Annotated in this window: 21 protein-coding genes; 13 read left to right on the forward strand and 8 right to left on the reverse strand. The window is 55.0% G+C overall.

The window, feature by feature from the left end; all coding sequences use genetic code 11:
• Positions 1–168 precede the first annotated feature (168 nt).
• The 4 genes from ACR0EL_RS19000 (at position 169) to ACR0EL_RS19015 (ending at position 8415) form a co-directional block, all read left to right on the forward strand.
• The gene (locus ACR0EL_RS19000; protein ID WP_480501598.1) at positions 169–1647 is read left to right on the forward strand and encodes a Y-family DNA polymerase; all 1479 of its coding nucleotides are present in this window, start codon (positions 169–171) and stop codon (positions 1645–1647) included.
• Positions 1644–5027, forward strand: a complete 3384-nt coding sequence (locus ACR0EL_RS19005; protein WP_480501599.1) for an error-prone DNA polymerase — start codon at positions 1644–1646, stop codon at positions 5025–5027. The genes ACR0EL_RS19000 and ACR0EL_RS19005 overlap by 4 nt, the downstream gene beginning before the upstream one ends.
• A 388-nt stretch (positions 5028–5415) precedes the next feature.
• Positions 5416–7917: an autotransporter family protein gene (locus tag ACR0EL_RS19010; RefSeq protein WP_480501600.1), complete on the forward strand. Its 2502-nt coding sequence runs from the start codon at positions 5416–5418 to the stop codon at positions 7915–7917.
• On the forward strand, positions 7918–8415 hold the full coding sequence (locus ACR0EL_RS19015; protein WP_480501601.1) for an invasion associated locus B family protein: 498 nt from the start codon (positions 7918–7920) through the stop codon (positions 8413–8415). It abuts the gene before it with no gap.
• Positions 8416–8905: 490 nt separating this feature from the next.
• Here the strand turns inward: ACR0EL_RS19015 and ACR0EL_RS19020 are convergent, their stop codons facing one another.
• From ACR0EL_RS19020 to ACR0EL_RS19030, 3 genes are read right to left on the reverse strand one after another with little or no spacing between them, the layout of a single operon-like run.
• On the reverse strand, positions 8906–10234 hold the full coding sequence (locus ACR0EL_RS19020) for an ATP-binding protein (RefSeq protein WP_480501602.1): 1329 nt from the start codon (positions 10232–10234) through the stop codon (positions 8906–8908).
• A complete protein-coding gene (locus ACR0EL_RS19025; RefSeq protein WP_480479393.1) occupies positions 10234–10893 on the reverse strand; it encodes a response regulator transcription factor in 660 nt (219 codons plus the stop codon). The genes ACR0EL_RS19020 and ACR0EL_RS19025 overlap by 1 nt, the downstream gene beginning before the upstream one ends.
• A 44-nt stretch (positions 10894–10937) precedes the next feature.
• The gene (locus ACR0EL_RS19030; protein ID WP_480501603.1) at positions 10938–11507 is read right to left on the reverse strand and encodes a PepSY domain-containing protein; all 570 of its coding nucleotides are present in this window, start codon (positions 11505–11507) and stop codon (positions 10938–10940) included.
• Positions 11508–11706: 199 nt separating this feature from the next.
• Between ACR0EL_RS19030 and ACR0EL_RS19035 the strand changes: the two genes are divergently transcribed.
• Positions 11707–12747: a hypothetical protein gene (locus ACR0EL_RS19035; RefSeq protein ID WP_480501604.1), complete on the forward strand. Its 1041-nt coding sequence runs from the start codon at positions 11707–11709 to the stop codon at positions 12745–12747.
• Between the two features lie 221 nt (positions 12748–12968).
• Here the strand turns inward: ACR0EL_RS19035 and ACR0EL_RS19040 are convergent, their stop codons facing one another.
• Together ACR0EL_RS19040 and ACR0EL_RS19045 are read right to left on the reverse strand one after the other, a co-directional pair.
• The gene (locus ACR0EL_RS19040) at positions 12969–13157 is read right to left on the reverse strand and encodes a hypothetical protein (RefSeq protein WP_480501605.1); all 189 of its coding nucleotides are present in this window, start codon (positions 13155–13157) and stop codon (positions 12969–12971) included.
• 1034 nt (positions 13158–14191) lie between these two features.
• Positions 14192–14974 carry a LytTR family DNA-binding domain-containing protein gene (locus tag ACR0EL_RS19045; RefSeq protein WP_480501606.1) on the reverse strand — a complete coding sequence of 261 codons (783 nt, stop codon included), beginning with the start codon at positions 14972–14974 and terminating at the stop codon, positions 14192–14194.
• A gap of 217 nt (positions 14975–15191) precedes the next feature.
• Here ACR0EL_RS19045 and ACR0EL_RS19050 point away from each other — a divergent pair, with 217 nt between their 5' ends.
• The 5 genes from ACR0EL_RS19050 to terL all read left to right on the forward strand — a co-directional run bounded on the left by ACR0EL_RS19050 (position 15192) and on the right by terL (position 18888).
• Positions 15192–16157, forward strand: coding sequence for a linear amide C-N hydrolase (locus ACR0EL_RS19050; protein ID WP_480501607.1), 966 nt, complete (start codon positions 15192–15194; stop codon positions 16155–16157).
• 184 nt (positions 16158–16341) lie between these two features.
• Positions 16342–16650: a DUF2924 domain-containing protein gene (locus ACR0EL_RS19055; protein WP_480501608.1), complete on the forward strand. Its 309-nt coding sequence runs from the start codon at positions 16342–16344 to the stop codon at positions 16648–16650.
• A complete protein-coding gene (locus ACR0EL_RS19060) occupies positions 16650–17432 on the forward strand; it encodes a recombinase family protein (RefSeq protein ID WP_480501609.1) in 783 nt (260 codons plus the stop codon). The genes ACR0EL_RS19055 and ACR0EL_RS19060 overlap by 1 nt, the downstream gene beginning before the upstream one ends.
• On the forward strand, positions 17422–17760 hold the full coding sequence (locus ACR0EL_RS19065) for a hypothetical protein (protein ID WP_480501610.1): 339 nt from the start codon (positions 17422–17424) through the stop codon (positions 17758–17760). Before ACR0EL_RS19060 ends, ACR0EL_RS19065 begins: the two co-directional genes overlap by 11 nt.
• Before the next feature lie 84 nt (positions 17761–17844).
• Positions 17845–18888: a phage terminase large subunit gene (gene terL / locus ACR0EL_RS19070; protein ID WP_480501611.1), complete on the forward strand. Its 1044-nt coding sequence runs from the start codon at positions 17845–17847 to the stop codon at positions 18886–18888.
• Positions 18889–18919: 31 nt separating this feature from the next.
• Here the strand turns inward: terL and ACR0EL_RS19075 are convergent, their stop codons facing one another.
• Positions 18920–19165 (reverse strand): hypothetical protein, encoded by a 246-nt coding sequence (locus ACR0EL_RS19075; protein WP_480501612.1) that lies wholly within the window; start codon positions 19163–19165, stop codon positions 18920–18922.
• Between the two features lie 329 nt (positions 19166–19494).
• Here ACR0EL_RS19075 and ACR0EL_RS19080 point away from each other — a divergent pair, with 329 nt between their 5' ends.
• The 3 genes from ACR0EL_RS19080 (at position 19495) to ACR0EL_RS19090 (ending at position 22530) form a co-directional block, all read left to right on the forward strand.
• Positions 19495–20103 (forward strand): AbiV family abortive infection protein, encoded by a 609-nt coding sequence (locus ACR0EL_RS19080; RefSeq protein ID WP_480501613.1) that lies wholly within the window; start codon positions 19495–19497, stop codon positions 20101–20103.
• Positions 20104–20292: 189 nt separating this feature from the next.
• Positions 20293–21207, forward strand: coding sequence for an HNH endonuclease (locus tag ACR0EL_RS19085; RefSeq protein WP_480501614.1), 915 nt, complete (start codon positions 20293–20295; stop codon positions 21205–21207).
• Positions 21208–21432: 225 nt separating this feature from the next.
• A complete protein-coding gene (locus tag ACR0EL_RS19090; RefSeq protein WP_480501615.1) occupies positions 21433–22530 on the forward strand; it encodes a DNA cytosine methyltransferase in 1098 nt (365 codons plus the stop codon).
• Here the strand turns inward: ACR0EL_RS19090 and ACR0EL_RS19095 are convergent.
• Positions 22473–23672, reverse strand: a complete 1200-nt coding sequence (locus ACR0EL_RS19095; protein WP_480501616.1) for a PP_RS20740 family protein — start codon at positions 23670–23672, stop codon at positions 22473–22475. The two genes, ACR0EL_RS19090 and ACR0EL_RS19095, sit on opposite strands and share 58 nt — an antisense overlap.
• On the reverse strand, positions 23669–25570 hold the full coding sequence (locus ACR0EL_RS19100; RefSeq protein ID WP_480501617.1) for an ATP-binding protein: 1902 nt from the start codon (positions 25568–25570) through the stop codon (positions 23669–23671). The genes ACR0EL_RS19095 and ACR0EL_RS19100 overlap by 4 nt, the downstream gene beginning before the upstream one ends.
• Positions 25571–25911: the final 341 nt, after the last annotated feature.

Consider the following 25911-nt stretch of genomic DNA (forward strand, 5'->3'; position numbering starts at 1 on the left):
CAACGCCAGAAAATCCCAAACAGCCCGCATCTCTACAAACAACCCACTGGATCAATCGCTGAACGATCAAACATCGGCGTTAGCAGGGTTTGTATGCACGTGATCGTAAGACTCGACTCTGCAAAGGGAGAAACTTAAAAAGAACAAAAAGAGAACGCGGAAGCTAAAATGTTCGATGAGATGCAGCGGCGCATCATTTCATTGTGGTTTCCCCGGTTGGCGACTGACCGGGTTTTGCGTCAGTGCTCGATGGACGGACCTTTTGTTCTGACCCTCAAGCAACGGAATGCCAATCGCATTTACTGCATGAATCTCGCGGCGGCAGAGCAAGGGCTGCATAAGGGTATGGCGTATGCGGATGCGCGTGCTTTTTGCCCGACCCTGCAAAGCGGTATCGCTGATCCTCAATCAGACTTGCGCTTTTTACATATTCTGCGCCGATGGGCGACGCGATATTGCCCTTGGGTGGGGCTGGAAGGTGACGACGGGCTGGTGCTGGATATCACCGGGTCGGCGCATCTGTTTGGCGGTGAGACAGCGATGCTGGCCGATATACGCGGGCGGCTGGCACGCGCGGGGCTGTCGGTGCAGATCGGGGTCGGCGATACGCGGGGTGCGGCTTGGGCGCTGGCTCATTACGGTGAGGGGCAGGCACCTGTCGGTGATATGTTGGGGGCTTTGGCCCTATTACCCGTGGCGGCTTTGCGTCTGAATGAAGAGACATCGGTTACTTTGCAGCGTATGGGATTGCGTACAATCGGCGCGCTGGTCGCTGACCCGCGCGCACCACTGGCGCGCCGCTTTGGGGCCGGAGTGCTGCTCCGGCTGGATCAGGCCTTAGGAGCGCAGCCGGAAGAAATTACACCACTGACCGAACCGTCCCGTTATGCCGTGCGCATGACCCTGCCAGAGCCGATCGGGTTGCTGACCGATGTTATGGCCGGGGCCGAACGGCTGTTGGTGCAGCTCTGCGCCAAGCTGAATGCGCAAGAGATGGGCGCGCGCAGGCTGTGCATGACATTGCGTCGGGTAGATCAGGGGTATCAGCAGGTTGAGCTACGTTTGGCCCGACCCTTACGTGACCCTCATCGTATCCTACCGCTGTTCGAACGCGGGCTAGGGGAAATAGATGCGGGGTTTGGCATCGATCAGCTGCGGCTGGAGGCTGTGGAGGTCGAAGACCTACCCGTGCAACAGCTCAGCCATGCTGTGGGGTGGGGGCAGGGTCAGTTAGAGGACCTGATCACCCGGCTGGGCACTCGGGTTGGGCTCGAGAATATTCAGCGGTTTTTACCGGCGGACAGCCACATCCCCGAGCGTAGCTTTATCATTGCGGCAGCCGCCTATTGTGAAGCCTCAAGGGGGTGGAGCAGCCAGCACCCGCGCCCCCTTTGCCTGTTCCCACCCGAGCCGATTGCTGCAACAGGTCCACAGCCACCCAGGCGTTTCCGCTGGCGGCGCATGTCGTTGACAGCAAGCCGCGCGACTGGACCAGAGCGCATTGCCCCTGAATGGTGGTTGGCCGATGAAAACTGGCGCTCTGGCCTGCGCGATTACTGGCGGGTGGAAACCCTGCAAGGGCGCAGGCTCTGGCTGTTTTATACGCCGCAGAATCCGGGATGGTTTGTGCAGGGAGAGTTCGCATGATCGAAGTGAACCGCACCCACCGCCCGGTAGAGGCCTTTCGCCGTGATATGCTGGAGGCCCATGCGCAGGGCGCCGGGTATGCCGAACTGTGCGTCACCACGAATTTCACTTTTCTGACTGGGGCGTCACATCCCGAAGAACTGGTGCTGCGCGCGGCTGAACTGGGGCTGTCTGCGATTGCTGTGACAGATCACAATTCTCTGGCAGGTGTCGTTCGCGCGTGGTCTGCACTGAAAGAGTTGAAGCGGCAGACGGGGCAGCCGTTGCAGATTCAGTCTGAGCAATGTGTGGATTCATCGTCGCGGCAGGCAGTTGGGCACAGGCAAGCCCTTGCTCGGCCAGACTGCACGGTATTGCCTAAGCTGATCGTTGGCTGCCGGCTGGTGCTACGGGACAGTTCATTGGACTGGGTGGCGCTGCCCTGTGATCTGGCAGCTTACAAGCGGCTCAGCCGATTGCTGACCTTGGGCAAGCGACGCGCGGATAAAGGGGACTGTGAGCTGTATACGCAGGATCTGCTGGCAGCGTGCAAGGGCATGATGCTGATTGCGCTGCCTCAGAGCAGCTTGCAGAAGGCTGCAGCGGATATACAGACCATGCGGCGGCATTTTCCCAATCACGTCTTTCTGGGTGCGGTGCCACGCTACGATGGCAGCGATCAGGCCTATTTGGCCGAATGCGCCCGGCTGGCGCTAAGAGCCTGCGCGCCGATGGTGGCGGTGGGGGATGTGCTGATGCACCGCGCCAGCCGTAGGCAATTGGCCGATGTGCTGACCTGTATGCGCGAACATATTACGATTGATCAAATAGGAACGCGCGCCTTGCGCAATGGGGAACGGCGGCTGAAGGCAGGCGCCGATATGGCGCGTGTCTTTCGGGATCATCCTGCCGCGCTGCACCGCACATTGGAGATTGCAAGCCGCTGCAGCTTTGATCTGAGCGAACTGTCCTACGAATACCCGGATGAGATCGCAACGGACGAGCCACCTCAAACCCGGTTGGAACGGCTGGCGCGCGAAGGGCTAAAACGCCGCTATCCCGATGGGCCGCCCGATACGGTGGTCGAGCTGATGAACAAGGAACTGGCGGTGGTCGCTGATCTTCAGTTTCCCGCGTATTTCCTGACCGTGCATGACATTGTGCAGTTTGCCCGCTCACAAGGCATTCTCTGCCAGGGGCGCGGGTCGGCGGCCAATTCGGTGCTGTGTTACCTCTTGAGGATTACAGATGTTCCCCCGGGCCAGATTGCCATGGTTTTTGAACGGTTTGTGTCAAAATACCGAGGCGAGCCGCCGGATATTGACGTCGATTTCGAACATGAGCGGCGCGAAGAAGTGATCCAGTGGATCTATGAAAAATACACTCGCCATCGCGCTGGCCTATGCGCCACCGTGATCCATTTCCGTACCCGCGCGGCGATCCGCGAGGTTGGAAAGGTGATGGGGTTGTCGCAGGATGTGACCGCAGGGCTATCCGGTCAGATCTGGGGCATGACCAATGGCGGCGTTGACCTGGACCGTGTGCGAGAGCTGGGGCTGGACCCTGACGACCGCCGCCTGATGCAAACGCTCCGCCTGATAGGCGAGATCATCGGCTTTCCGCGCCATTTGTCCCAGCATGTCGGCGGTTTCGTGATCACCAAGGGGCGTCTGGATGAGCTGTGCCCGATTGAGAATGCCGCGATGGAGGATCGCACTGTCATCTGTTGGGACAAGGATGATATTGACGCGCTCAACATCCTGAAGGTCGATGTTCTCGGGCTAGGCATGCTCAGCTGTCTGCGTAAGTCCTTCGATCTTTTGCAAGCGCATGAGGGTGAGGACCTGAGCATCGCCAAGGTGCCGCAGGGCGACACGGCCACATATGACATGCTCTGCCGCGCGGATGCGGTCGGCGTTTTTCAGGTCGAAAGCCGGGCGCAAATGAACTTTCTGCCCCGGATGCGACCGCGCGAGTTTTATGATCTGGTGATCGAGGTTGCCATTGTCCGTCCCGGACCCATTCAGGGGGATATGGTGCGGCCCTACATTCGGCGGCGCAACAAGCTGGAAAAATCGGAACCCTTTGGCCCGGAACTGGAACAGGTGACAGCACGCACATTGGGGGTGCCCCTGTTTCAGGAACAGGCGATGCAGATCGCGGTGGTCGGGGCAGGCTTTACAGCGGAAGAGGCTGACCATTTGCGCCGTTCTTTGGCGTCGTTCCGGCGGATGGGTACAATCGGCACATTCCGGGATAAATTTATCAAGGGGATGCTGAACAAAGGCTATGACATGGAGGTGGCAGAGCGCTGTTTCTCGCAGATCGAAGGCTTTGCCGATTATGGGTTTCCCGAAAGTCACGCAGCCGCTTTTGCCATGCTGGCCTATGTTTCGGCCTGGCTGAAATGTCATCACCCGGCGATCTTTGCTTGTGCGCTGCTGAACTCTCAGCCCATGGGGTTTTATGCCCCTGCCCAGATCGTGCGCGACGCGCGTGAGCACGGGGTCGAGGTGCGGCCCATCTGCGTCAATCATTCGGAATGGGACAATATTCTGGAACGCCGCCCCGATGGCGCGCTGGCCCTGCGGCTGGGGTTCCGCCAGATCAAGGGGTTCAGGAAAGAAGACGCAGGTTGGATTGTGGCCGCGCGTGGCAATGGCTACCCGGACCCAGAGGCACTTTGGCTGCGTGCCGGGCTTCGTCCGGATGTGCTGACGCGGCTGGCCGAGGCGGATGCCTTTTCTGATATGGGCCTGACCCGGCGCGATGCACTCTGGCAGGTCAAGGCGATTCAAAGCCCGAAACCTCTGCCGTTGTTCAACGATCCAATTGACGGAGAAATGGTTCACGAACCGCAGGTCAATCTGCCGGTCATGCAATTGGGTGAAGAGGTGGTCGAGGATTATGTCTCAACCCGTCTGACCTTGCGGGCGCATCCTATGGAACTGCTGCGCCCCTCATTGCCGGGATTGGTCACACATGCCTCTTTGCAACAGGTGCCGCTGGGGCGGTACAGCGTGTGTGGCCTTGTCATCACCCGCCAGCGGCCCGGCACGGCCTCGGGTGTTATTTTCCTGACGTTGGAGGATGAGACCGGGGTCAGCAATGTGGTGGTCTGGCCCAAGGTTTATGACCGCTTCCGTCGTATTGTGATGGGGGGGCGTTTGCTGCGGGTGACAGGATATCTGCAACGCGAAGGGATCGTCGTGCACTTGATTGCTCAGGACATTGAGGACTTATCGCATAAGCTGTCCGAATTGGGGCATCCACAGCCAGAGGCCCTGAGCACCGAAGCTGCCCGCACGGATGATACGCTCAAACGATCCCGCTATCCCGCGCGGGCAATGCACCCAAGGGATCAGGCAAAGCGATTGTTCCCAAGCCGGGATTTTCATTAATCGGCCATTTGTAGCGACTGTGGTATTCAGCACTTCTTTTGCATAAAGCTTGGAGGAAGGGAAAATTGTTGCGAAATTGAGAACAATTCCGGCTGTGTTTCACATTCCATGTAGAATTTTGAAAGCACAGGTGATCTTAAGGCAGCTCTTAATCAAGGCAAAAAACGGTGAATTTCCCGCTGCCTGAGATGCGTGACAAACAATCACAGATTGAGCACCCAAGTGGAATTGCGAAGTGTGTTAACACTTAATTAACTTGATCCTTGGAAAAGCGCGGCTCACTGGCTAGGGTTAGACAGTAACCAGTCCAAAGAAATTGTCTCCCGTGCCCAAAAATCAAAGCCTGTTGGCTCCGCTTCGCAAATCTAATCTTCTTTTGACCTCATCCATGGCGCTTGCCGTCGTCGGCGCATATGGCCGCGCTGCGTATGGCGGCAGTTGCACGCCGTCGGGGGGTGGAACCTATTCCTGCTCGGGTCCAGCAACCGGTGGTGACGCAACCATTACGCTGAATTCAGGCGCATCCCCTCTGACAGTGACAACGCAGCCAGGATTTGGGCATACGGTCTCTAGCGGGAATGCGCTCAATCTGCGTTCCAGTGAGAGCATTTCGTTTACGGATGCAAATAGCTCGGTCATCACGGGGTCGAACTTGGGGATTTACTCGCGCAACACGGGAACGGGCGCGATGACAATCACGGTCACAGGTGTTGTGACCGGGACAGGCGGTACAGGGGTGTACGCGAACAATGCCGGAACGGCGACCGATATGACAATTTCTGCCGTTGACACAAACGGTGGAAGTTTCGGCATCACGGCGCGTAACAATGGCACAGGCGCTTTGACGATCACGTCCACAGGCACGGCTTCAGGCACCTCTCAGGATGGGATCAATGGGCGGAATGCGGGGACTGACCTAACAATTACCGCAGTCAACGCCAACGGCGGGCGCACGGGTATATTTGCGCAGAACACGGGCTCGGGTTCGATTGCCATCACCACATCAGGCGCAGTAACTGGCGGCACAGGGGCGGGCATTGCAACGCAGGCCGGTTCTGGCACCGCAGTCAATATCACCCTGAATTCTGGCAGCACCGTCAGTGCCACATCTGGTACGGCGATCACCAATGACCAATCTGACGCCACAGTGACCGTAAACTCGGGCGCTGCGGTCACCGGGGCTATAACCTTGGGCGATGGCAGCGACACGTTAGACTTCACCGGCGGTGATTTCAGCGGCGTTACCCTGTTTGACGGTGGCGACGACTCCTCAAGTGGGGACGGCTTTGTCGACACTTTGCGCTTTGGCAGCAGCGGTGCATTGGCTGGGGCAAATGTGACCAACTTCGAAGTGATCGAGATTACCAATAATTCCACGATCACACTGACCGACAACAGCCTGACTGCGGGTGATGGCGGTGCCGGAACCGGGCTTACAGTTCAATCAGGCGGCAGCTTGCGTCTGAACACCGGAGCGACCAGCCTGACCGGGAATATCACCAATGGCGGTATGCTCTCGGCACAGAACGGATCGGTGGGCGATGTCATCACTGTCAGTGGTAACTTTGTCGGCACAGGCGGAACGATCCTGCTGGATGTCGAACTTGGTGGTGACGGGTCGGCCACAGACATGCTTCAGATCGCAGGCGACACCTCGGGCACGACCTTTGTGTCGGTCAACAATATCGGTGGTGCCGGGGCAGAAACCATCAATGGGATTGAAATTATCCAAGTCGGTGGAGCGTCAAATGGAATCTTCACGCTGAATGGAACGTCTCAGACAGCCACCGGCGAACAAATTGTGGTTGCGGGTCCGTTTGGCTATCGTCTTGTCGACACTGGCAGCGGCAGTTTTGTGCTGTCCAGCCTGGATGCGTCCGGCAATCCGATCCTTGTTGGATCTAGCATCGCCTCATTTGAGGCTTTGCCTTCAATCCTGCAATCAGTGAACCGTGTCCGCGGTTTTCAGGCGCGTACTGCCGCAAGAACCGCTGTAGCACCTTCTGGGGACGCGACCAGACAGCGGGTTCGTGATTTTGGCACCGATGGCGATGTCTTGTCCTACCCGGATACCCCGGTCTGGCTGGAACTCACCGGACGACGTAGCGAAATCGCGCCGGTTCGGTCGGACGCAGGGATCAACACAGTGCGGACGGACACCTATACGATAGCGGTAGGGGCAGATACGCTGCTGTCCGAATTCGCCAATGGGGCGCTCTACGGTGGGGTGGCGATCAGCTATGACGATGTCTCAAGCACGGTGCGGACCGATCAGGGCAACAGTGATATCGACACGACATCGCTGGGCCTGACCCTTAGCGCCACCTGGCTGGACGCGCGTGGCTTTTATGTCGACACACAGCTTCAGTACAACGACAACTCCAGCGATACGCGCGACCCTGCCACGGGGCTAGAACAGAACGACATCGACTCGGATCAGTACGCGATTTCGGTTGAGGTTGGTCGCCCTTACGAGTTGAAGCCGGGCCTCGTTCTGATTCCTCAGGCGCAGCTGACCTATGCCTCGCTGGATGTGGACGACTTCACCGACAGTTCGGGCAACAATGTTGTCTTTGACGATGCCGACAGCGTACTGGCGCGGCTCGGCCTGTCCGCAAACAAATGGTTTGCCAACAGTCGCGGCACTGGCAGCTATTTTGGTGTCGTAAACCTTTATCACGAGTTTGACCCGACCACCCGGATCTCAGCCGGAGGGATGGAGTTCAACGAGGAGATCGACGATACCGGCATTGAACTGGGCCTTGGCGCGCGTATGATCCTGAACGAACGTTACGAGCTTTCTGGTTCGCTGAACTACCTGACGGGTCTTGATGATCTTGGGGATAGCTACGAACTGGAAGCCACATTGGGTTTGCAGGTTCGGTTCTGAATGATCAACATATCCAGGGTTCTGGCGTGGGGCGGGGCCGCTCTTGTTACGGTGTCGGGCATGGGCTCGGCACAGACGACAGAAACAACATCCACGCAATATCAAAGCTGGACAGTGAACTGCACCCAAGAGGCGGATCAACGGCAATGCGCCATGAGCCAAAGCCTGAACCTGCAGAACCAGTCCGGTCTATTGCTGCGGGTTGAGCTGCAACGAAACGCCGAAGGCGCGGCCTCGGGTATTGTGATCGTGCCATTTGGGTTGGACATCACCAAAGGTATTTCGCTGTCGATCGACGGCGGCCCCCGGTGGAATCTTCCGATGCGAACCTGTCAGAATTTCGGGTGTGTGGTACCCCTGACACTTGGGCCGGGGATTGTGGATCAGATGAAACAGAGTAACACGGTGCAAATCTCGCTCTATACGCTGGATGGTGGACAAACGCTTGAAGTACCTGTTTCATTAGCGGGTTTCACGGCCGCCTTTGATGCGCTTTGATCCGTTGTAGCTGACGCCAATCAATCAGATACGGATCCCCTGACACTTCTTCAGAGCCCTATATGATCATGAGGCGTGACGCATAGTTCATCGGCGGCATCCTTGAAACTCAGATGCCGGCAGGCCGCTTCGAAGGCCTGAACGCTCTTTAACGACGGTATCTTCGCCATGACGCGCGGCTTTGCTCTCCTGATGCGACGCTATTTCGTCGCTCTACTCTAACCCGATTGCCAGTTCATATGTGGGCGAAATTCTCAGCCGTGAGGTGAAAACATCTAATTTGAGAAGATAGGCGGCCAAGGTAGAGCATTCGGTTCTTCATGTCTGAAATCTCCTGCGTGCGGACTGTGTCAGCAGTGCGGGACAAAGCGAAACTTCGCCGCACGCGCACCAACGACCGATTTGGTGCTGCAGCTAATCCAGAAAATGGATTGCAAAAGAAGAGGGAGATGCGCCGTGAAGGTCCGTGGAATAAAGCAATGCGATTTACTCACTTGCTTATCTTCACTTCGGAGACCAAGCCACCTAAACGTTTCGATGTTCCGAGTTCTAACTTCGCGCCGTAGGCGGCCAATAAATCCACGCAAATAGAGAGGCCCAAACCAGTTCCCTTTACAGAAGTGTCCAAGCGACTGCCGGAACGAAGAATCTCAAGCCATTGGTCTTCTGGAACTCCGGGCCCGTCATCTTCAACGCAAATTTCGATACCCCTATCTGTGCGTTTTGCTGTGATTTGGAATGTTTTTCGGCTCCACTTGAGCGCATTGTCGAGGAGATTTCCGATCACTTCCTCAATGTCCTGAGGGTCAATTCGGACGTGAAGACCGGTCTCACAATCTGAAATAAGCGTTTTTCCCTCGCGTTCGGCCATAACCGAGAACAGACGGGACAGTCGTTCGACTGAGTTCGACAGGTCCGTCCTGGAATGCGTTAACTCTCCAGTGTTTGATGCACGCATGCGCGCGAGTGAACGGCCAAGCTGAGCGTCAATTCGGGACAACGCCTCTTCTGCAGGCTCTGTGTGTACGCCGGCGTCAGACAGATCCGCCAATTCGTTTCGTAAGATGGCTGTCGGCGTTTTCAGAGCGTGCGCCAAATCCGCTGCCTGCCTTCGCGAACCGGAGACGATCTCTCGGTTTCGATGCAGCAGTTTATTGAGATCTTCTACTAGAGGCGAAACCTCATCCGGGTAGTCTGCGGGCACCAATTCATCACCCCGATCCCAGCGATGAGCGACATCGGCACGCAACTTCCTGAGGGGGCCAATAATGGCGGACATCAACAAAAGTGAACTGGCCACTCCGATCAAACCGATCAATCCGAAAACCGAGAGCAGGTATCTTTGTGCGGCACTGCGTTCGTTGATCAGTTGGCTCCTGCTTTCGGCGACAGTTACACCCCACTCCGTTCCGTCTTCGAACGTAATTTTTTGATAGGCGCTGCGAACGGCCTCGTTGTCCGGACCTGTAGTGTTCCAAATGATTGTTTCGCCACTTGCGCGCGGAGGTTCGGAAATCGTTTCGTCAAAAAGCGAGGCAGAGGTATAGATGGCGCCAGTACCGTCTGTTACTTGCCAATACCGCCCTGAGTAGGGCGTACCATAGGCCGGGTCGAATACAAACTGCCGCAAGGTTTCAGGGTCATCCGTGGTCGCACTTAGGCCAATGACAACTTGCGTATGATGGTCTTGCAGCGCACGGTCGAACTGATCCAGAACGCGCGTATTGATATAGGAAAACACCACCAGCGTACCAACGCCTACAGACAACGCAGCCGAGGCGATACCTCCGAGCAAGGCCCGTTGGCGTAACGACAGCATTAGGCAGGATCAATCATATAGCCGCGTCCCCTGACGGTTGTGATCAAATCAGAGCCCAGTTTTTTGCGCAGACGCGTAACAAATACGGCGATCGTGTTGGAATCCCTGTCGCCGTCATATTCGTAGATGTGTTCGGACAATTCTGTACGCGACACCATCCGACCAATATTATGTGCAAGATAAGTGAGCACCGCGATTTCTTGCGCAGTCAGATCGACAGGGATGCCTCCGACGCTGACCCGACCGTTTCTGGTATCTAACACCACATCCCCCATTTCGATTACAGGGTTCAGCTGACCGCTTTGCCTGCGCAAGATCGCCCGCACCCGTGCGGCCAGTTCAGGCATGTGAAATGGCTTTGTCATATAGTCATCTGCGCCCGCATCCAGACCGTCGACACGTTCGCTCCAGCCATCTCGGGCCGTCAGGATCAAGACCGGGGTTTTGACGCCCGCGTTACGCCATTCCCGCAGGACCGAGATACCGTCGCGTTCGGGCAGGCCGATGTCGAGGATAATCATGTCATAAGGTTCAGTCGACCCAAGATGCAGGGCATCCGTACCATTGTTTGCCACGTCGACCACGCGGCCCTCGGAGCCCAGAAGCTTTTTGACTTGTTCACAAAGCTGGGGTTCATCTTCAGCAAGGAGAATTCGCATATTCGGAGACTATAGTTAAAACTCGATCAGCTTCACTCTATTTTTTATCGGCTATTGCCGTTTCCGCCGCCGTTGCCATTGCCATTGCCGCCACCGTTGGCATTGCCGTTGCCGCCACCGTTGCCATTGCCGTTTCCACCGCCATTGCCATTGCCGTTTCCACCGCCGTTGCCGTTACCGCCACCGTTGCCGTTTCCACCGCCATTGCCACCGCCGTTTCCGCCACCGTTGCCGTTTGCAACGGTGTTAGAAACGCTTTGACCAACACTGTTATTGGTTTTGGCGGCTTCAGAGATTTCGCGTCCGATGCTTGAATTGTTCGACACGACGGTGCCGGTTTGGGCATTCACAATCACACTGACGATCTTTCCGCCCGGCTTTTTGACCAGAATGCGATAGTAAATCTTGTCGGCTTGGAATGCGCGTGCATCAACGGGGGTCCCACCGATGGCTTTTTCCACACCTTTGATGACGCGTTTCAACCGGATTGCGCTTCCCGACAGAGTTGCCATACGCAGTTCAGACTGTTTGAGTTCGCGCGCATCGGCCGCCGCTTGTCCTCCGGACAAGGCGCTCAGCAACGCAGCAACCAACAATAAAGTTTTGGTCTGCATGGAACCCTCATACTCTTGGGCCAAGACTACAAGGCCGGATGTGAACCGACGATGAACAAGCAGTTAGCCCTGCGTTCAAGGGCGCTCAAGTTAAATGAAGTCCAGCCTTGTTGATTCGAACATGGATCAAACGGCCAGAACACGGCGTCTAGGTTCAGTTTTTCGATAGCTGTTGCTGTGGGTTTTTTAGGAGATTGAGATGAACATCACCAAGTGCGGACTGTTGAAAGCCTCGAAAATAGCGATTGCCCTTTTGGGTTCGACGGCCATTGTGACCACTGTTGCAGCTCCTGATTTTGCCTATGCCCAGCAAGGCAATGGCAACGGCAATGGTGGTGGGAACGGCAACGGTAATGGCGGTGGGAACGGCAACGGGGCGAAGGGATCTGGCGGAGATCACAGCGCGGTTGGCAAGGACGCCAGCGGAAGCAAGGCCGGAAAATCCAGAGCAGGAAAAACAAAGTCTCGCTCTGCCGGGGTTGGTCAGAAAAAAGGCGGTGGGTTCTCTCTGAAAGATCTGTTCAGTGGGAAAAAGAAAGCCCGTAAAACAGAAGCCGCCGCGACGGGTGCTAACAAAACGCACGGGACCCGTAAGACCAAGGCACCAAAATCCGCAGCGCAGACTGTCATTGTGGACGTGTCAAAGCGCCCCGTATCTCGTGCCAAGGGCAATCGTATGGCCGCGTTGCTTGGTGCCCATCCATCGGAACTGGGCGCTCTGAATGCGGCCAATGCCAGCCCCACTGCACTGGCCAATGCTGCGCCGAATTCGCGCGTTGGTAGAATAGCCACCTACCGAGACACGGTGTTGGCCGGTGAACCCTTGCGTGAGGATCTGGTCGAGCAGCTAGAGGTTTTAGCAGGGCTGGAGCCACCGGAGCGCCCGTTGCAAGATATAGAAGATGATTTGGAGACTGCGCTGACTGAAGTTCAAGAAAACCGGGACAAAGTACAAGAGCTTGAACAGGCCTTGGCTGACGCAGGCGGAGCAGATCCCGATATCGAAGCGCAGCTTGAAGAGGCTCAGGCCGCTTTGGATGCCTCAATTGATGAAGCGCAAGATCTGGACGACGAAAGACAGGCTGCCATCGACTACAATGACGCGGTCGAAGAGGTGGAAGAACTGACAGAGCTTGTTGAAGAACAGGACCTGGCCGAGCGCGAAGCGTTGGAAGCGGCGGCCAACAAACCTGTAACTGACGCCGTCGAAGAACAGGTCAAAGCCCTGTTGGGATTATAACCCGAAGCCTTTAGGCCCTTGTTGATCTACACTTTGGGCGTGCCGACCGCAGGCGCGCCCAGGGATGTTTTGACGATTTCTGAAGCTGAAACTCGTTTTCTGGTGATAGCGTCGCCCATCCAAAACAAATCCCACCCCAAATGATGGGGTGGGATCGGGGGACAATTCTGATGTTTAGGGTGAATATCGAGAATTGTTCGGGGGGGTCAACTGATCTGCCTTCAGGCGTTCTGACGAGCCTCGGAGAGTCGCAAGCTTTTGGTGATCTCGACTAGTGCATTTTCGATAGGAGGGAAGCGACCACTGCTCGAATTGATCAAGGTTTGCAGACGCTCGTCGGCAGCTTTGCCGGAGGTCTGCATCGCAGCTGGTTTGCCACTGTCTTTAGTCACAAAGGCAGGCTTGACCATGTTGTTCCCCTTGTTTTTGCCAAACGATACACATGTCGTTCGATCTAATTCAGGGACTATGACTCAGCGTGGTTGAACGCACCGAGAATATGCTGTTCACGTTCGGTTAATGTTGTTTACGGAATAAAAACAAATGAATTCTCTGGTCGTGGGACCGTTCGATTGCCACCTTTTAACTTGACGGTTTGGAAGGTCGCTAGGTGAGGATGACGCATCAGTCGAACCATCGCCTCAGATCCGAAGATGCTAGCCGCAAGCCAGTCTCCGCCTATGGGTTAGGCACACCGTGACCGGAAGCATACTTAAAATTTGAAAGCAAATGAGGCCCCAAAAGATGAAAACAACTTTAGTAATCGCAGCAACACTATCTGCCATTCAGACTGCGCCGGTTGCGGGTGCGAGTTTTGACTTACAGACCCTTGGGCTTGGACAACTTATCAATTCACATAGAGCAGTGCAGCCTGTTCTCGTGAAATCGAAGGCGGGACATTGTCCACCTGGCTTGGCCAAAAAAGCAATTCCATGCGTGCCGCCAGGCCAAGTAAAACGATATCGGGTTGGGGACTACATCTACGATGGGTACGTACCTATCGACAATCCCAGCCGATATGGACTGCGGCGAAACGGCTACTATGTGCGTGCTGGAGACTATGTTTATCAGGTGAACCAAGAGACGCACGAGGTGTTGAACCTGATAGGCGCCATAGCTGATATTCTTAACTAGCTACCTTCATCATTGACAAAGCATCGCTCGGTTTTCTGCCGTTCGGACGCAAATCGTAAACGGGGCAACAGGGCTCACAAAAGCCGTTGGACGTCGGTCGGCGGTTGTGTCAAGTTCTGGCATGACAGGTCTAACAAAGGTGCAGTGCGCAGTTTGCGGGAAGAAGTGAACCTTCGCCGCGACTGCACCGATAACTGGTTTTTGGAAGCGACAGAAACTCGGGGCTAGCTCTCCATCCAGTTTTCCAGCAAACTTTGCACCACCAGCCTCTACCGCTCATGCATCCACAGTCGGAATAGCTTTACCGCTCTCAATACAAGACACCCGCACGTTTGGCGGCGTCTCGGAAGGTCCGGCCAACCGGTATGGTGCTACCATCTGTCAACCGTAACCGCGTCGCGCGATCCACCGTGAGGCGGCCTATGACGGCATCTCTGGCCACCCAGTGTGACCGATGCACCTGAGAACCGGCGATGGGGGCGGCCTCTGTGATCGCATCACGCAGTCGCATGGCCACCAGCGCACGACCGTGATCAGTCACTACCTCAACATAGTGATCCTGCGCCGTCATCCTGATCAGGGTACCGCGGCACGCACCGGGCAACCGGTTCATCAACAAAGTGGCTTGGTGTTCCCGGTCCTCGGCCGCAGGTGCCCCCGATGCCAATTGTGCAATTGTCGTAATTGCAAGTATCACCAGAGAACACTGCAGATAGAGCTCGCCCACTGCCGTTAGTTCGATTTGCGATCCGAATATGCGAGATACCATGTAGACCACAATCGTTGCCGGAACCGAGGCACTTAGGCAGGCAAGGGATGTCCACGCGATGTACCTGAAACCGCGCGAAACCGCATAGCGATCGAACGCGGCAAGCACGAAGTGGACCGGCATCACCGTGGCGAACACGATCAGCGTCCAATAGACGAGGCGGGCCCAGATGTCATAGCTGATCGCGGTGCCGAACGGGCCGGTGAGTCCCGCCAGAAATGCGATTGCAACAAGGGCAGCAAGGCTCCTGCGTGTGCTCAGCAGTTCAATCGAGGAATCCAGCATTCCGGATTTGGCGACGTTGTTGACGAGGAATATGCGCATTTCACGAAACCAGACTTGCAGACAGTATGAGCGACAATTCATGCCGAAGTGACCAGACCAATGAAAGCGGCCACAAAGCGAGTATATCATGGAGATCAGCGAGCGCAGTAAACCCAGAAAAACATCGCGTTTATGGACGCTGACAACAGCAGCTTGGGCTCTGCCTGCCGCAGCAATTGCCTGCTCAACATTGGCGATTGGACCAGGAGACGCTCCAATGATCGCCTACAGCTATGACACATCCGCGACAGGCGCAGGCTATGTCGTTATCAACCCCGTAGGTGCGACGCGTGCGTCAATCGTGGACCTCAGTACGGCAAGCTGGAAGAGCCGTTATGGAAGCGTCAGCTTCAACCAGATGGGGCCGGGTATGCCGACTGCGGGCATGAACACCGCCGGGCTGTTCATTTCGCTGATGTGGAATGACGCGGTCCAGTTTCCAAAAGCGGCGGACAGTGACATCGTCAATGAACTCGAACTGATCCAGCGTGTGCTTGACCAGACAGCAATGGTTGAGGATGCCGTGCGCCTCGTTCAGAATGCAAGTGTTCAAGCCTGGAGCCGCATTCATTACTTTATTGCGGACAGTACCGGACGGACTGCCGCCCTCCTGCCAACAGCCAACGGCCTGGTCGTCCGCGTTGATGAGAATATGCCGATACGCGCACTCACCAATTCCAGCTATGACGACCTGCTGGAGGCATTATCCAACTATGCGAGTTTCGGCGGGACGGAACCGCTACCAACGCGTGTGGAAACGCCAAATCCCAACAGCCTTGAACGGTTCATCTTTGCGGCGTCGGCGTCCCGGAATAACGCGCCGGTCGACACCCGGGACGGGTTTGCGGCCCTGGAGGCTGTAGAGAACCCGGAAACACGCTGGCAGATTGTCGGCGAACCGGGCAAAGGCGTGATTGCGTTCCGACTGCCCGGCGGCGATCAGCAGTGGCGCATTAACACGGCGGAGATCGACTATTCCTGCATGCCAACGCCACTCGCGCAGAGTCTGGGCAACCTTTCGGCCTCGGACATGGAAGTACGTTTCCAACCGCTTGATAGGGATCAGTTGACGGAAACGCTTGCTGAAGTGTTGGAGGGTTTCTCGGACACAATTGGCTTACCCCTGGAACTGGCCCGGCCCATCGCTAATGCGCAGTTCAATGCGTTGGTTTGTAGCGACTGAGGAGACAGAACGTAGCAAGGCAGTCGAGATCAGTGACGGGTTGTCGAAGGCGCACTCTTGGTAGTGCAGCCATTGACACAACTTGCAGTATCGGTCACGTCGGGCTCTGAGTGGTCGCTGGGCCAACTGCAGCATCGCCTTCACCACGCAGTCTATCTTTCGACCCATTGACGTAGTCGTCTCTATGACAACGGAGACTTGGACCAATCACTGGTCTTCCGACAAACCTATTGCCGCGATCAATGCGATAAGCTTCCACTTATCGCTTTGGAATATTGAACGTCCGCTTATCGGCTGCCTAGTGTGGGTCTCGCCTGCGCAGGCGAAGCCGGGCTCGCACCTGGTTTGGGAATGGAATGGGCGCACCTATCAGGTTGAAGTGATCGACGGTGGCTATGTCATGGATGGAAAGGTGTGGCGGTCCCTGTCTGCCATAGCCCGGCACATCACAGGCGCCCGGTGGTCTGGGCCGCGCTTCTTTGGGGTTCAGTGATGCGACGGATCCGCTGTGCCATCTATACCCGCAAGAGCTCGGAGGACGGGCTGGAGCAGGACTTCAACTCGCTGGATGCCCAGCGAGTGGCGTGTGAGGCCTATATCGCCAGCCAGAAACATGAGGGCTGGGAATTGTTGCCGGATCACTATGATGACGGAGGCATATCGGGCGGTCATCTGGAGCGCCCGGCGCTTCAGCGTCTGATGCAGGCTGTGGACGGGAAACGCGTCGATCAGATCGTGGTTTACAAGATCGACCGCCTGACACGTTCTCTGGCCGACTTTGCCAAGCTGGTTGACCGACTGGCTGCGGCTGAGACATCTTTCGTATCTGTCACGCAAAGCTTTAACACCGCCACCAGCATGGGGCGCCTGACCTTGAACATGCTGCTCAGCTTTGCCCAATTTGAGGTCGGATATAGAAAGCCTCCTAAAAACACGAGGCTCAGAAAGGGACAATCAGGCAACCCCAAAGGCCGTCCAAAGGGGGCGAGGGGGCTGAAAACCGATCTCAGAGCAGAGCTGTCCGAGCGCGTAACAATCACAGAAGACGGCCGCCGTAAGACCCTGACCAAGCAGCAGCTGGTGGTCAAGCAGCTCACTGGCCGGGCCGTCAAAGGGGATATACGGGCAATCAGCAAACTGGCGGAACTGGCCATTGCATTGCTGAGTCCGGAGGATGACGCCTCTCAGGCTGAAGACAAGCTTTCGGAGGAAGACGAGGCTATTCTTCAAAGCTTTTTGGAGCGAAACGCGGGGGAGCAGGGCAATGAGCAGTGACAGGGCCGTTTTACATGCCGCTTTGCGACAGAAATTCCCGAGCTTCTTGAAGAAGGCTTTCCCAACAGTCTCCGGGGGAGAGCAGTTTGTTGAGAATTGGCATCATGACGCGATCGGACATCAGCTACAGCGCGTGGCTGACGGTGAGAACAGACGCCTCATCGTGACAATGCCGCCGCGCTATCTGAAATCCATCACGATCTCGGTGGCCTGGGTGGCCTGGATTCTGGGGCGGGATCCGACACTGAAGTTTGTATGCGTGAGCTATTCAGGTGATCTGGCGCAGAAGCACGCCAGCGACTGTCGCGCCATCATGCAATCTGAATGATACCGGCGTATTTTCTCGAACACGCGCATTCAGCGGGGCGGCAACTCCGAAATGGATTTCCGGACAACAAAAGGTGGGGGCCGCTTGTCGACATCCGTCGGTGGCACGCTGACGGGCCGTGGTGGCGATATCATCATCATCGATGATCCCATAAAGCCGGAAGATGCGATGTCGGAGACCGTCCGAAAACGTGCAATCAACTGGTATGCGAATACCCTGTCGTCGCGCCTGAACGACAAGGCGAAGGGTTCAATTCTTCTGGTGATGCAAAGACTGCATGAAGATGATCTGGCCGGCCATCTCCTTGCTTCAGGAGGGTGGGAACATCTCAGCCTGCCTGCAATTGCCGAAAACGACGAACGGGTTGCGCTGAGTAATGGCAAGACCCACGAGCGCCGGCGCGGTGAGGCGCTCCAGCCGGAACGGGAACGCGTTGCCGATCTCGAACTCCTGAGGTCCGTAATGGGGACTGCCGTGTTCTCTGCTCAGTATCAGCAATCCCCGGTGCCTGCGGAAGGGCTCCATATCAAGACGGCATGGATCAAACGGTACTCCAACCCACCCGAGAAAATCACCGGAGACCGGATCGTTCAAAGCTGGGACACGGCCAGCAAGGACGGCGTTTTTAGCGACTATTCCGTCTGTGTCACAGCTTTGCTGCGCAAGCGGGATGTCTATATACTGGATGTTTTTCGGGACAAGCTGCAGTTTCCCGAACTTCGGCGCAAGGTGATTGAGCAGGCCCACCGCTATGACATCAATGCGTTGCTGATTGAGGACGCCGCCAGTGGCCAGCAGCTCATTCAGGTCCTTCGGGACAACGCGCCCAATCACATGCCGAGGCCTATTGCGCGCAAGCCTCAGGGAGACAAGCAAACCAGGTTTTTGGCACAGAGCCACCGTATCGAGGCCGGAGAATTGTGGTTGCCAGAGGCGGCCCCTTGGCTAGCCGAGTTTGAGCGCGAACTCCTTGGCTTCCCCAATCTGAAACATGATGATCAGGTCGATGCACTGACCCAACTGCTTGGCTGGTCCCTGCCAAACTATGGTAACAGACCCTACATACCGGGTGACATTCCCGGAATAATGGGGCCGGGTCTGTACAATGGTTATGGACGTATTGAATGAAGCCGCTCGGGTAACAGTGAAGGCACAGCTCTTATTCGTCTGATGTTTTCTGTGATCCGCGTATAGACGTGTCGGTTTGGCGAGAGAGTGTCTTCAGCATCTGAAGTCGGGCCTCAGCGTGGGTCAGCAGGGCCTCAATCGACACTACAAGCTCATCGGTTTCCGCCGGGTGCTGCCACCGGTTCTGGCCCTGCACGGCCAGAGTTGTTGCGTCCTCCAGCGTGCCCGTGAGCTTTGCAAAAACAAAACTGAGCTGTTCCCGGGTTGTGTCGTCCATACAAGCAGTACTGCTCGACAGGATAAGGAAGTCGAGCGAATTCGGTGATGCCTTCGGAAGCGCCGCCAAATTCGCCATTGCGGGGCAATTTCCCAGTTGTCTGGCATGTTATGTCGGCCCATAGCCGACCTTGAGCAGGGTTTTCAAGTGCTGCAGTTGCAGCCCAATTAGCTGCCGTTAGCGCAGCAACTTATAATACGCGAAGGCACTCCCCCGCTAACGAAAATTCGACAGCTGGTGCGACTTGGATTATCGAGTGCCAGAAGTGAAATTACGGCCTCTCGTCAGCGCCCAAACGGTCCGGCGGGCGTAACTGGAGATAACGAATAATGGACATCGATCCACGAGACATATCGAATGACGCTTCACATCGGGCGATCAATTTTGGTCCGCCAGATTTTGAAATCAGGACTGCGGATGACATAAATCGATATCTCGACTACCTCTTGTCGCTCATTAAAGGCGCAGAAGCTCTTTTTGCTGCGGGGCATTTTAATCTCGCGGCATTCGCATCAATCACTGCCATCGAAGAAACCAGTCGCGCGCATCTGACTGCGTTTAGGAATGCGGATGTGGACCGGAAGAAAGGACGTGATCCGCTTCGAGATCATCATCTCAAGCAAAAAGCCGCGGTAACCGTTGTGTTCATGGGAGAGAGAATACACGAAATACTGGGCGGCGAAGAAGCAGCCAAGGATTTCCATCAGAAGATCAATGATGGGTACCTCAACGAGGTGCGAGAGAAGTGTCTCTATTGCTTCGCTGGTGATGAAGGCTTCGTCCGGCCCACAGACTTCGTGGACATTGAGACGGCACGCGTCATTTTGCTAGTCGCCATTGAAACCGTCGATGACACATTTTGCGGAATGACTAACCACAGCTATCAGGTGTCCAAGGAGTTCGATGCAATGTTTGAAGACATTCGCAGCGACGGATAACCATTTCCTGCCGCGCAAACGGGTATCCACAGTATGCAAGATCCAGAGCCGTCAATCTGCGTATCTCAAATGGCAACGTCACAGCATGGTGTAAGCGGACGTTCCCTAGGCGGATTGGACTTCGAGGCGCCTCAGAACTTTTGGTTTTGATCAGTCACAATTGGCACTGAACTCAAAGTGATTTGAGTTATGATTTTCGTCAAACGGAGGCAGTTGTACATGTACGATCCACATGACGAAGGAGGACATGAGCTTGACGCCAAGTTTTCCGTCGAAACGGTAGGAAGTGGTTTTGACCTGATCATTGAATCGCAGGGCGGAGCATCTGGCGGCCGACCGCCAAGGAATTCCGACTATCCGAAAGCTCTAGTGATGCATCTAAGGCGGATGGCAGATCTAGGCATGGTGCTGGAAGATCTTCAGGTTGCCAGTAGCAATGCTGTGCAACTTCCAGAAATCGATCGCCAGATTCGCCCTGAGGGCTATCGAATTCCGCTGGAGCTTTCAGCGGTCGCGGACTTTGAAGAACTTAGGCTTGCGATTGGACGGGTCTGCGCCGCTTTCGGAAGACATGGCAAAACCGGGGGCAACCCAACCAAGAGACTGAGGTTTCGAATCCGCTGGCCAGATTCATCCGGTATGTCGGCCGATTCAATAGCCAACCTGCTGGCGCATCCAGTACGTTTGGAAAAACCTACAGCCGATCCAGAAGAACTAGCCGAACGGGTTGAGCGTGCACGCAAACGGATCGGTAAAGGACAAGCGATGCCGCCGAAAGGGAAAGATATGCCTCTAAGGTCGTCCGCCCAGACTGGCCGCTTTGTGCGCGATCCGGAGGTTATTGCATGGGTGCTCGAGAACGCTGCTGGGAGATGCGAGCATTGCAAAAATCCGGCACCTTTCAAAGGGAAAGGCGGATTGCCGTTTCTCGAGGTGCATCATGTCAGATCACTTGGAGAAGGAGGACCAGATACAATCGAAAACGCTGTGGCTTGCTGCCCAAACTGTCATAGGCAGTTGCACCACGATCAAGCCAGGGAAAGCTTGCGTCTAACGTTGATTTCATCAATCAAACGGCTGGATGACTTCCCTCGAAGAGCGTAGCTCGGCAGGTACTCAAGTGTGTTGTAGACGAGCGTTCTCTATCAATGGGATCTATACCTAAAAGGCGCCGCCTTGGTTTGTCCAAAGCAGAACTGGGGCTTGCAGCCAACCCCAACGAAACTTAGCCTGACGCTGTTTTTAAGGTATGCAATCCGCCGCTCAGACTGTAGTGTCTTCACTACGTGCTACTATATATAACCGTTTTTGAATTAAGTGCCACAAAATATGGATGAAAGCGACCATCTCGTCTCGGCCACACCCTTATGTGCTGAAATGCTGAGTCTGTTTTGTGGCTGTGGCGGCCTCGACCTTGGTTTCGCTCAAGCGGGCTTCATCACGTCGCTAGCATACGATCGGCGCACTTCGAGCTTAGCATCTTGGAACCACAATTTCGTTGAGGGCAAGGCGTTAAACCGCGACATCGAAGAGTTAACACTCGAACAGATGGACTCTGATTTCGGCGGTGAGTTCCGCCCTTCGGCTGTTATCGGCGGACCGCCATGTCAGGGATTCTCGTTGGCAAATCGTTCAGGCGCAATTAACGATCCTCGGAACCGACTTGTCGAGCGCTTCATAGATTTGGCGATCCAGCTTGACGCACGATCGCCACTTGACTTTGTGGTAATGGAGAATGTTCCGGCAGTCGTTGGTAAACGTGGTGGCGAAATCATCGCCAACCAGACAAAGAAATTGAAGCGACAAGGCTTCCAGGTCTCGCAAGTAGTTCTCGATGCTATGCACTTTGGCGTGCCACAATCGCGTCGTCGTTTCTTTCTGGTGGCAATCAAGGAATCCAGATTGGCGACCAGCTCATGGTCTGAACCCAAACCATGGAATACTACTGTCTCTGTAAAGCAAGCAATTGGAGGGCTGCCCGGCCCCACCTACTTTGATCGTAAGCTGAAACGGAGCGATATTCATTTTCATCCAAACCATTGGTGTATGCAGCCTAAATCACCCAAATTCACATCCGGGGAGTTGCACCAAGGATACGTACAGAAGCGTAGCTTCAAGACACTGAAGTGGGACGAGCCAAGCTACACAGCGGCCTACGGGAACCGCGAAGTACACATTCATCCAGATTGCACGAGACGCCTTAGTGTGCTGGAAGCCATGATAATCCAAGGCTTCCCGGTGAGCTTTGAGCTACTTGGCACATTGTCCGAGCAGGTAACCCAAGTCAGCGAAGCGGTTCCACCGCCATTGGCGAAAGCAGTAGCAACCTCTATCCAGAGATGCATCTTGGACAGAAGTGAGATGAGCCTTCACTCGAACCCTGCGATCCAGGCGTCATACCCGCTTGTTGGATCGTCAACTGGGTAGCCGGCGCTCCGCAGCATTCCTTTTGTATCCTCAACTAGCGTTGCTTTTAGATCTTCATCTCCGTTCAGTAACTCATCTATATTTTCCATAGATATAGATCTTCGGAGAGCCCTGATGTGGTCCGAGATCGGAGGAGTTCCAACGGGATTGGGCTCCTGGTTCGCCGTCAGCCCGGTTTCGTCGGTGATCTGCGGTTTTGAAGGTTCAAACAGAAAGCACAGCGATAACATGTTTGGCTCGTACGGTGGCTTCTGGAAAATCGAGTAACTGAAGGAAGTCATGATTTTGACCCTAAAGTTGACTTGTTCGCTCAAGTGAATGAGCCACTTAGCCAATCCAAGTGTCACCAATGAAAGAAGTTCACTGCCATTCTGTTCCGTCCAACGATGCATAAACGCCGCAAGATCTTCCCCATCAGCGAATTGCCCGCCGATCTCATGTGCGAATTCGTCATCGCTCTGCGAATTCTGTTCAATCTGACCGAGCAAAGCACCCAAACTCTCATCCGAAATAGTGTCAACCTGGACAGGAGTCGTCAGAAAGAGCACCCAGGGTGCTCGGCGATTGGCAATCTGATACTCGGTCAAACAGCGTATTGAATCGATAAGTCTGCCGGTAGCATTCTTGTCTTCTTTTGCGATCGGATCGCATGCATCGATATTGACGGCATCAAACGTCCCGGTCCTTTTCAAGGATACGTATGCTTGCGAATTCTGTCTTTGCACGTCCTCCAAAGGCGCAAGAACTACGCCGGAGCTTGGAGCAATATCCTTTGACCGCGCTATGCCGAATTCATTTACGTTGCGCCGCAGTCTCCGGCTGTTCTGCTCGTCTGTCTGACAGAAACCCAAATACTGAAGCCTCGCATCATTATTTCCACAGAGGTCAGCGACCAGCTTCACATCCAGAAGGTCCGGTCCCGGCAATGTGAGGTATCGGAACGGACGGTCTCCATTGAGATCCCCGCTCTCCCTTAACTTTTCGATAACACCTTGAATGTGCCGCATCCACTGTTCCCGGCGAACGTATTGCTTGCGAGGCTTGTGCCATGGGGCAAAGCTCAACGGCTCCGGTGTTGCCAACTCTTGGGGCTCAGGTGGTTGAACGAGGGCTTCGAGCTCCTCTTCAGAATCGGCACTCATGAATCGGGCTCAAATACTCTTATCAAGTCGAAAATTAGTTCGGCCCGGCCAACTTCGTCCAAGCCCTCGAGAACGCCATGTGCTTCGAGCACTACCGTAACAGCTTCAATTAGTTGGGTGTTTTCAGATTGCTTGGAAGCTGTCTTTTGAGCATTCCAGCTAATTGGGTTGGACCCGACCATCTTCGGCACAGAAATCCCTGTGCCGGAGTCTTCAAATTCAACAGATGGAGCTTCGATCGTGTCACCACGCATCTTGGTCCAGACTTCGTCCGCATGTTCCTGGAGTTTAGACGACGCCTCTGCATGCTTCGCGCTAGCACGTTCTTGGCGAGCAATTGCACCGAGCTTCTTGTGTTGCGTGGCGAATTGTCTAAATGCGCTGTGCAGCCATTTTTGAATGTAGAGATAGTGTGGATGGCTGGTATTGAACGATTCACGGTCAATGTTTAGTGCGCCGTCTAGTCCGCTATTCACATAGATCTCGGCCGTCACTTGACGCTTTCTAGTTTGCTCCGAAACTTGATATCCTAGGAATTCAGGATCAAAGAGCGTACCGCTAGCGCCGTTGACCCGGATCAAAGCGCCTACACTCTCTTTTGGAACAATTTTCGAATTCCAATAGAGGTAAGCTTCGAAGGCCAACTCACCACCGGATCGATCGGGGGAAGACCCACCAAAATCGGTCCTGACTTTACCTATAAACATCAATGGCCTCCCAATTTGAGAGGCTGCATTCAGTTCTTTTGGAAGCACGATGGGCCGACGCAGTTCAACTCCGTCAATGTGAACGATAAACTTTCCCAGTGGGTCAGCTGATCCTGCAACTAAACCTAGTCGTTCCCTGAGCGTCGCATCGTCCGAAAAATCTACCGTTTTGGCCGACCCTTTGGGGGCTTTCGACAATTCAAAAACACCAATCTTATCTTCTGGTTTGATGTCAAAAGGGTGGCCCCTCAGGTACTCAACGGGACATGCAAGGCTCAGACGCCAAAGCATTTGGAGATAATTGTCAAAATGACTGAGATTTGCCTGCTCACGGGCACTTCTGCTCACATTTACCGCAGCATCGACCAACTTCTCGAACTTTTCCAACGGCGGATCATCAGGCGACCAAGGTAACGAAGGAGAGTCTACGAGCTCTAGTTCCCGGTTTACCCGACCAATGTGAAACTTAGGTTGGGGAACCAGATCAAGCATTCCGATCTCGGGATCGTCGGTTGCATCATCTATTGCAGACCAAACGTCCTCGTTCTGTAGTTTTTGACGTATGGCAGGCCTAATGGAGGTCAGGACTATCGTCGTGCCATGTGTTTCGGTCTCACCCGTGTCTTCAGCAAGTACCTTGTATGAGCCGCTTATGCTCTCACCGTCCGCATCATCGATTAATGTGTCTTCTTGATAAGTTCGCAGTTGGATCGTGGCTGAAATTCTCTTGGAGTCACCCTTCCGTTTACTGATGATTTGGAACTGCTGCGTCAACTGAGCAACTGCAAAGAGCCCAATGCCAATTTTCCCGATAAGACGCCGACCTGAAGGACTCAGCGTTGCATCATCGGCACTCGCCGTGCCTAACTCCTTTCCTTTTGCTGTCCTCTTGGAACTCCCGCCAATGTGCTCGAGCAAATGCTCAAAAATGGCCGGGTCCATTCCTAGACCGTTATCTGAAATCCTGATTTCCTTAAAAAACGGATAGTCGCAATCAATCGAAACGTTGGTTGCGTCGGCATCATATGCGTTGGATACGAGTTCCCGGAATGCAGACCATGGTTCGCGATAGATCCCGTCCGTCACACGCGCAATAATCCGATCATCCGTGCGCAGCTCTCCATCGACCGGAACCCCGGTGGCGGCGCTGGCCTCTATCTCTTCGGAAAGGTTTGTCTGTTGATCGATCAATCGCTGTTTCCAAATTCGTACTTGCAACCAGCCTAGACCCAAGTTCCCAAAAACAAAACTAAAGAGTCCAAACGCCAACGATTATCTAAGTGCCGTTGTTTGTTGGCGCCTCTTGTGACCTGTCCTGTCCGATCATTTAATGTCGGCTTTCAGCCCAAAGCCGACCTTGAACTCGGTCATCGAATGCTGCGATTGCAGCCCGCATAGCGGACTTTGGTCGCGCGAGCTCGGCTCACTCTTCTGGATGACCGTGAAGCGGGACTTTGCTGCCGTTTTAAGCCTTGCGGCGAATGTCAGCTTTCGGAAACTCAACGGAAACAACACCCACTCGTTGCCGGGTC

The organism is Ruegeria sp. AH12, from assembly GCF_056541465.1.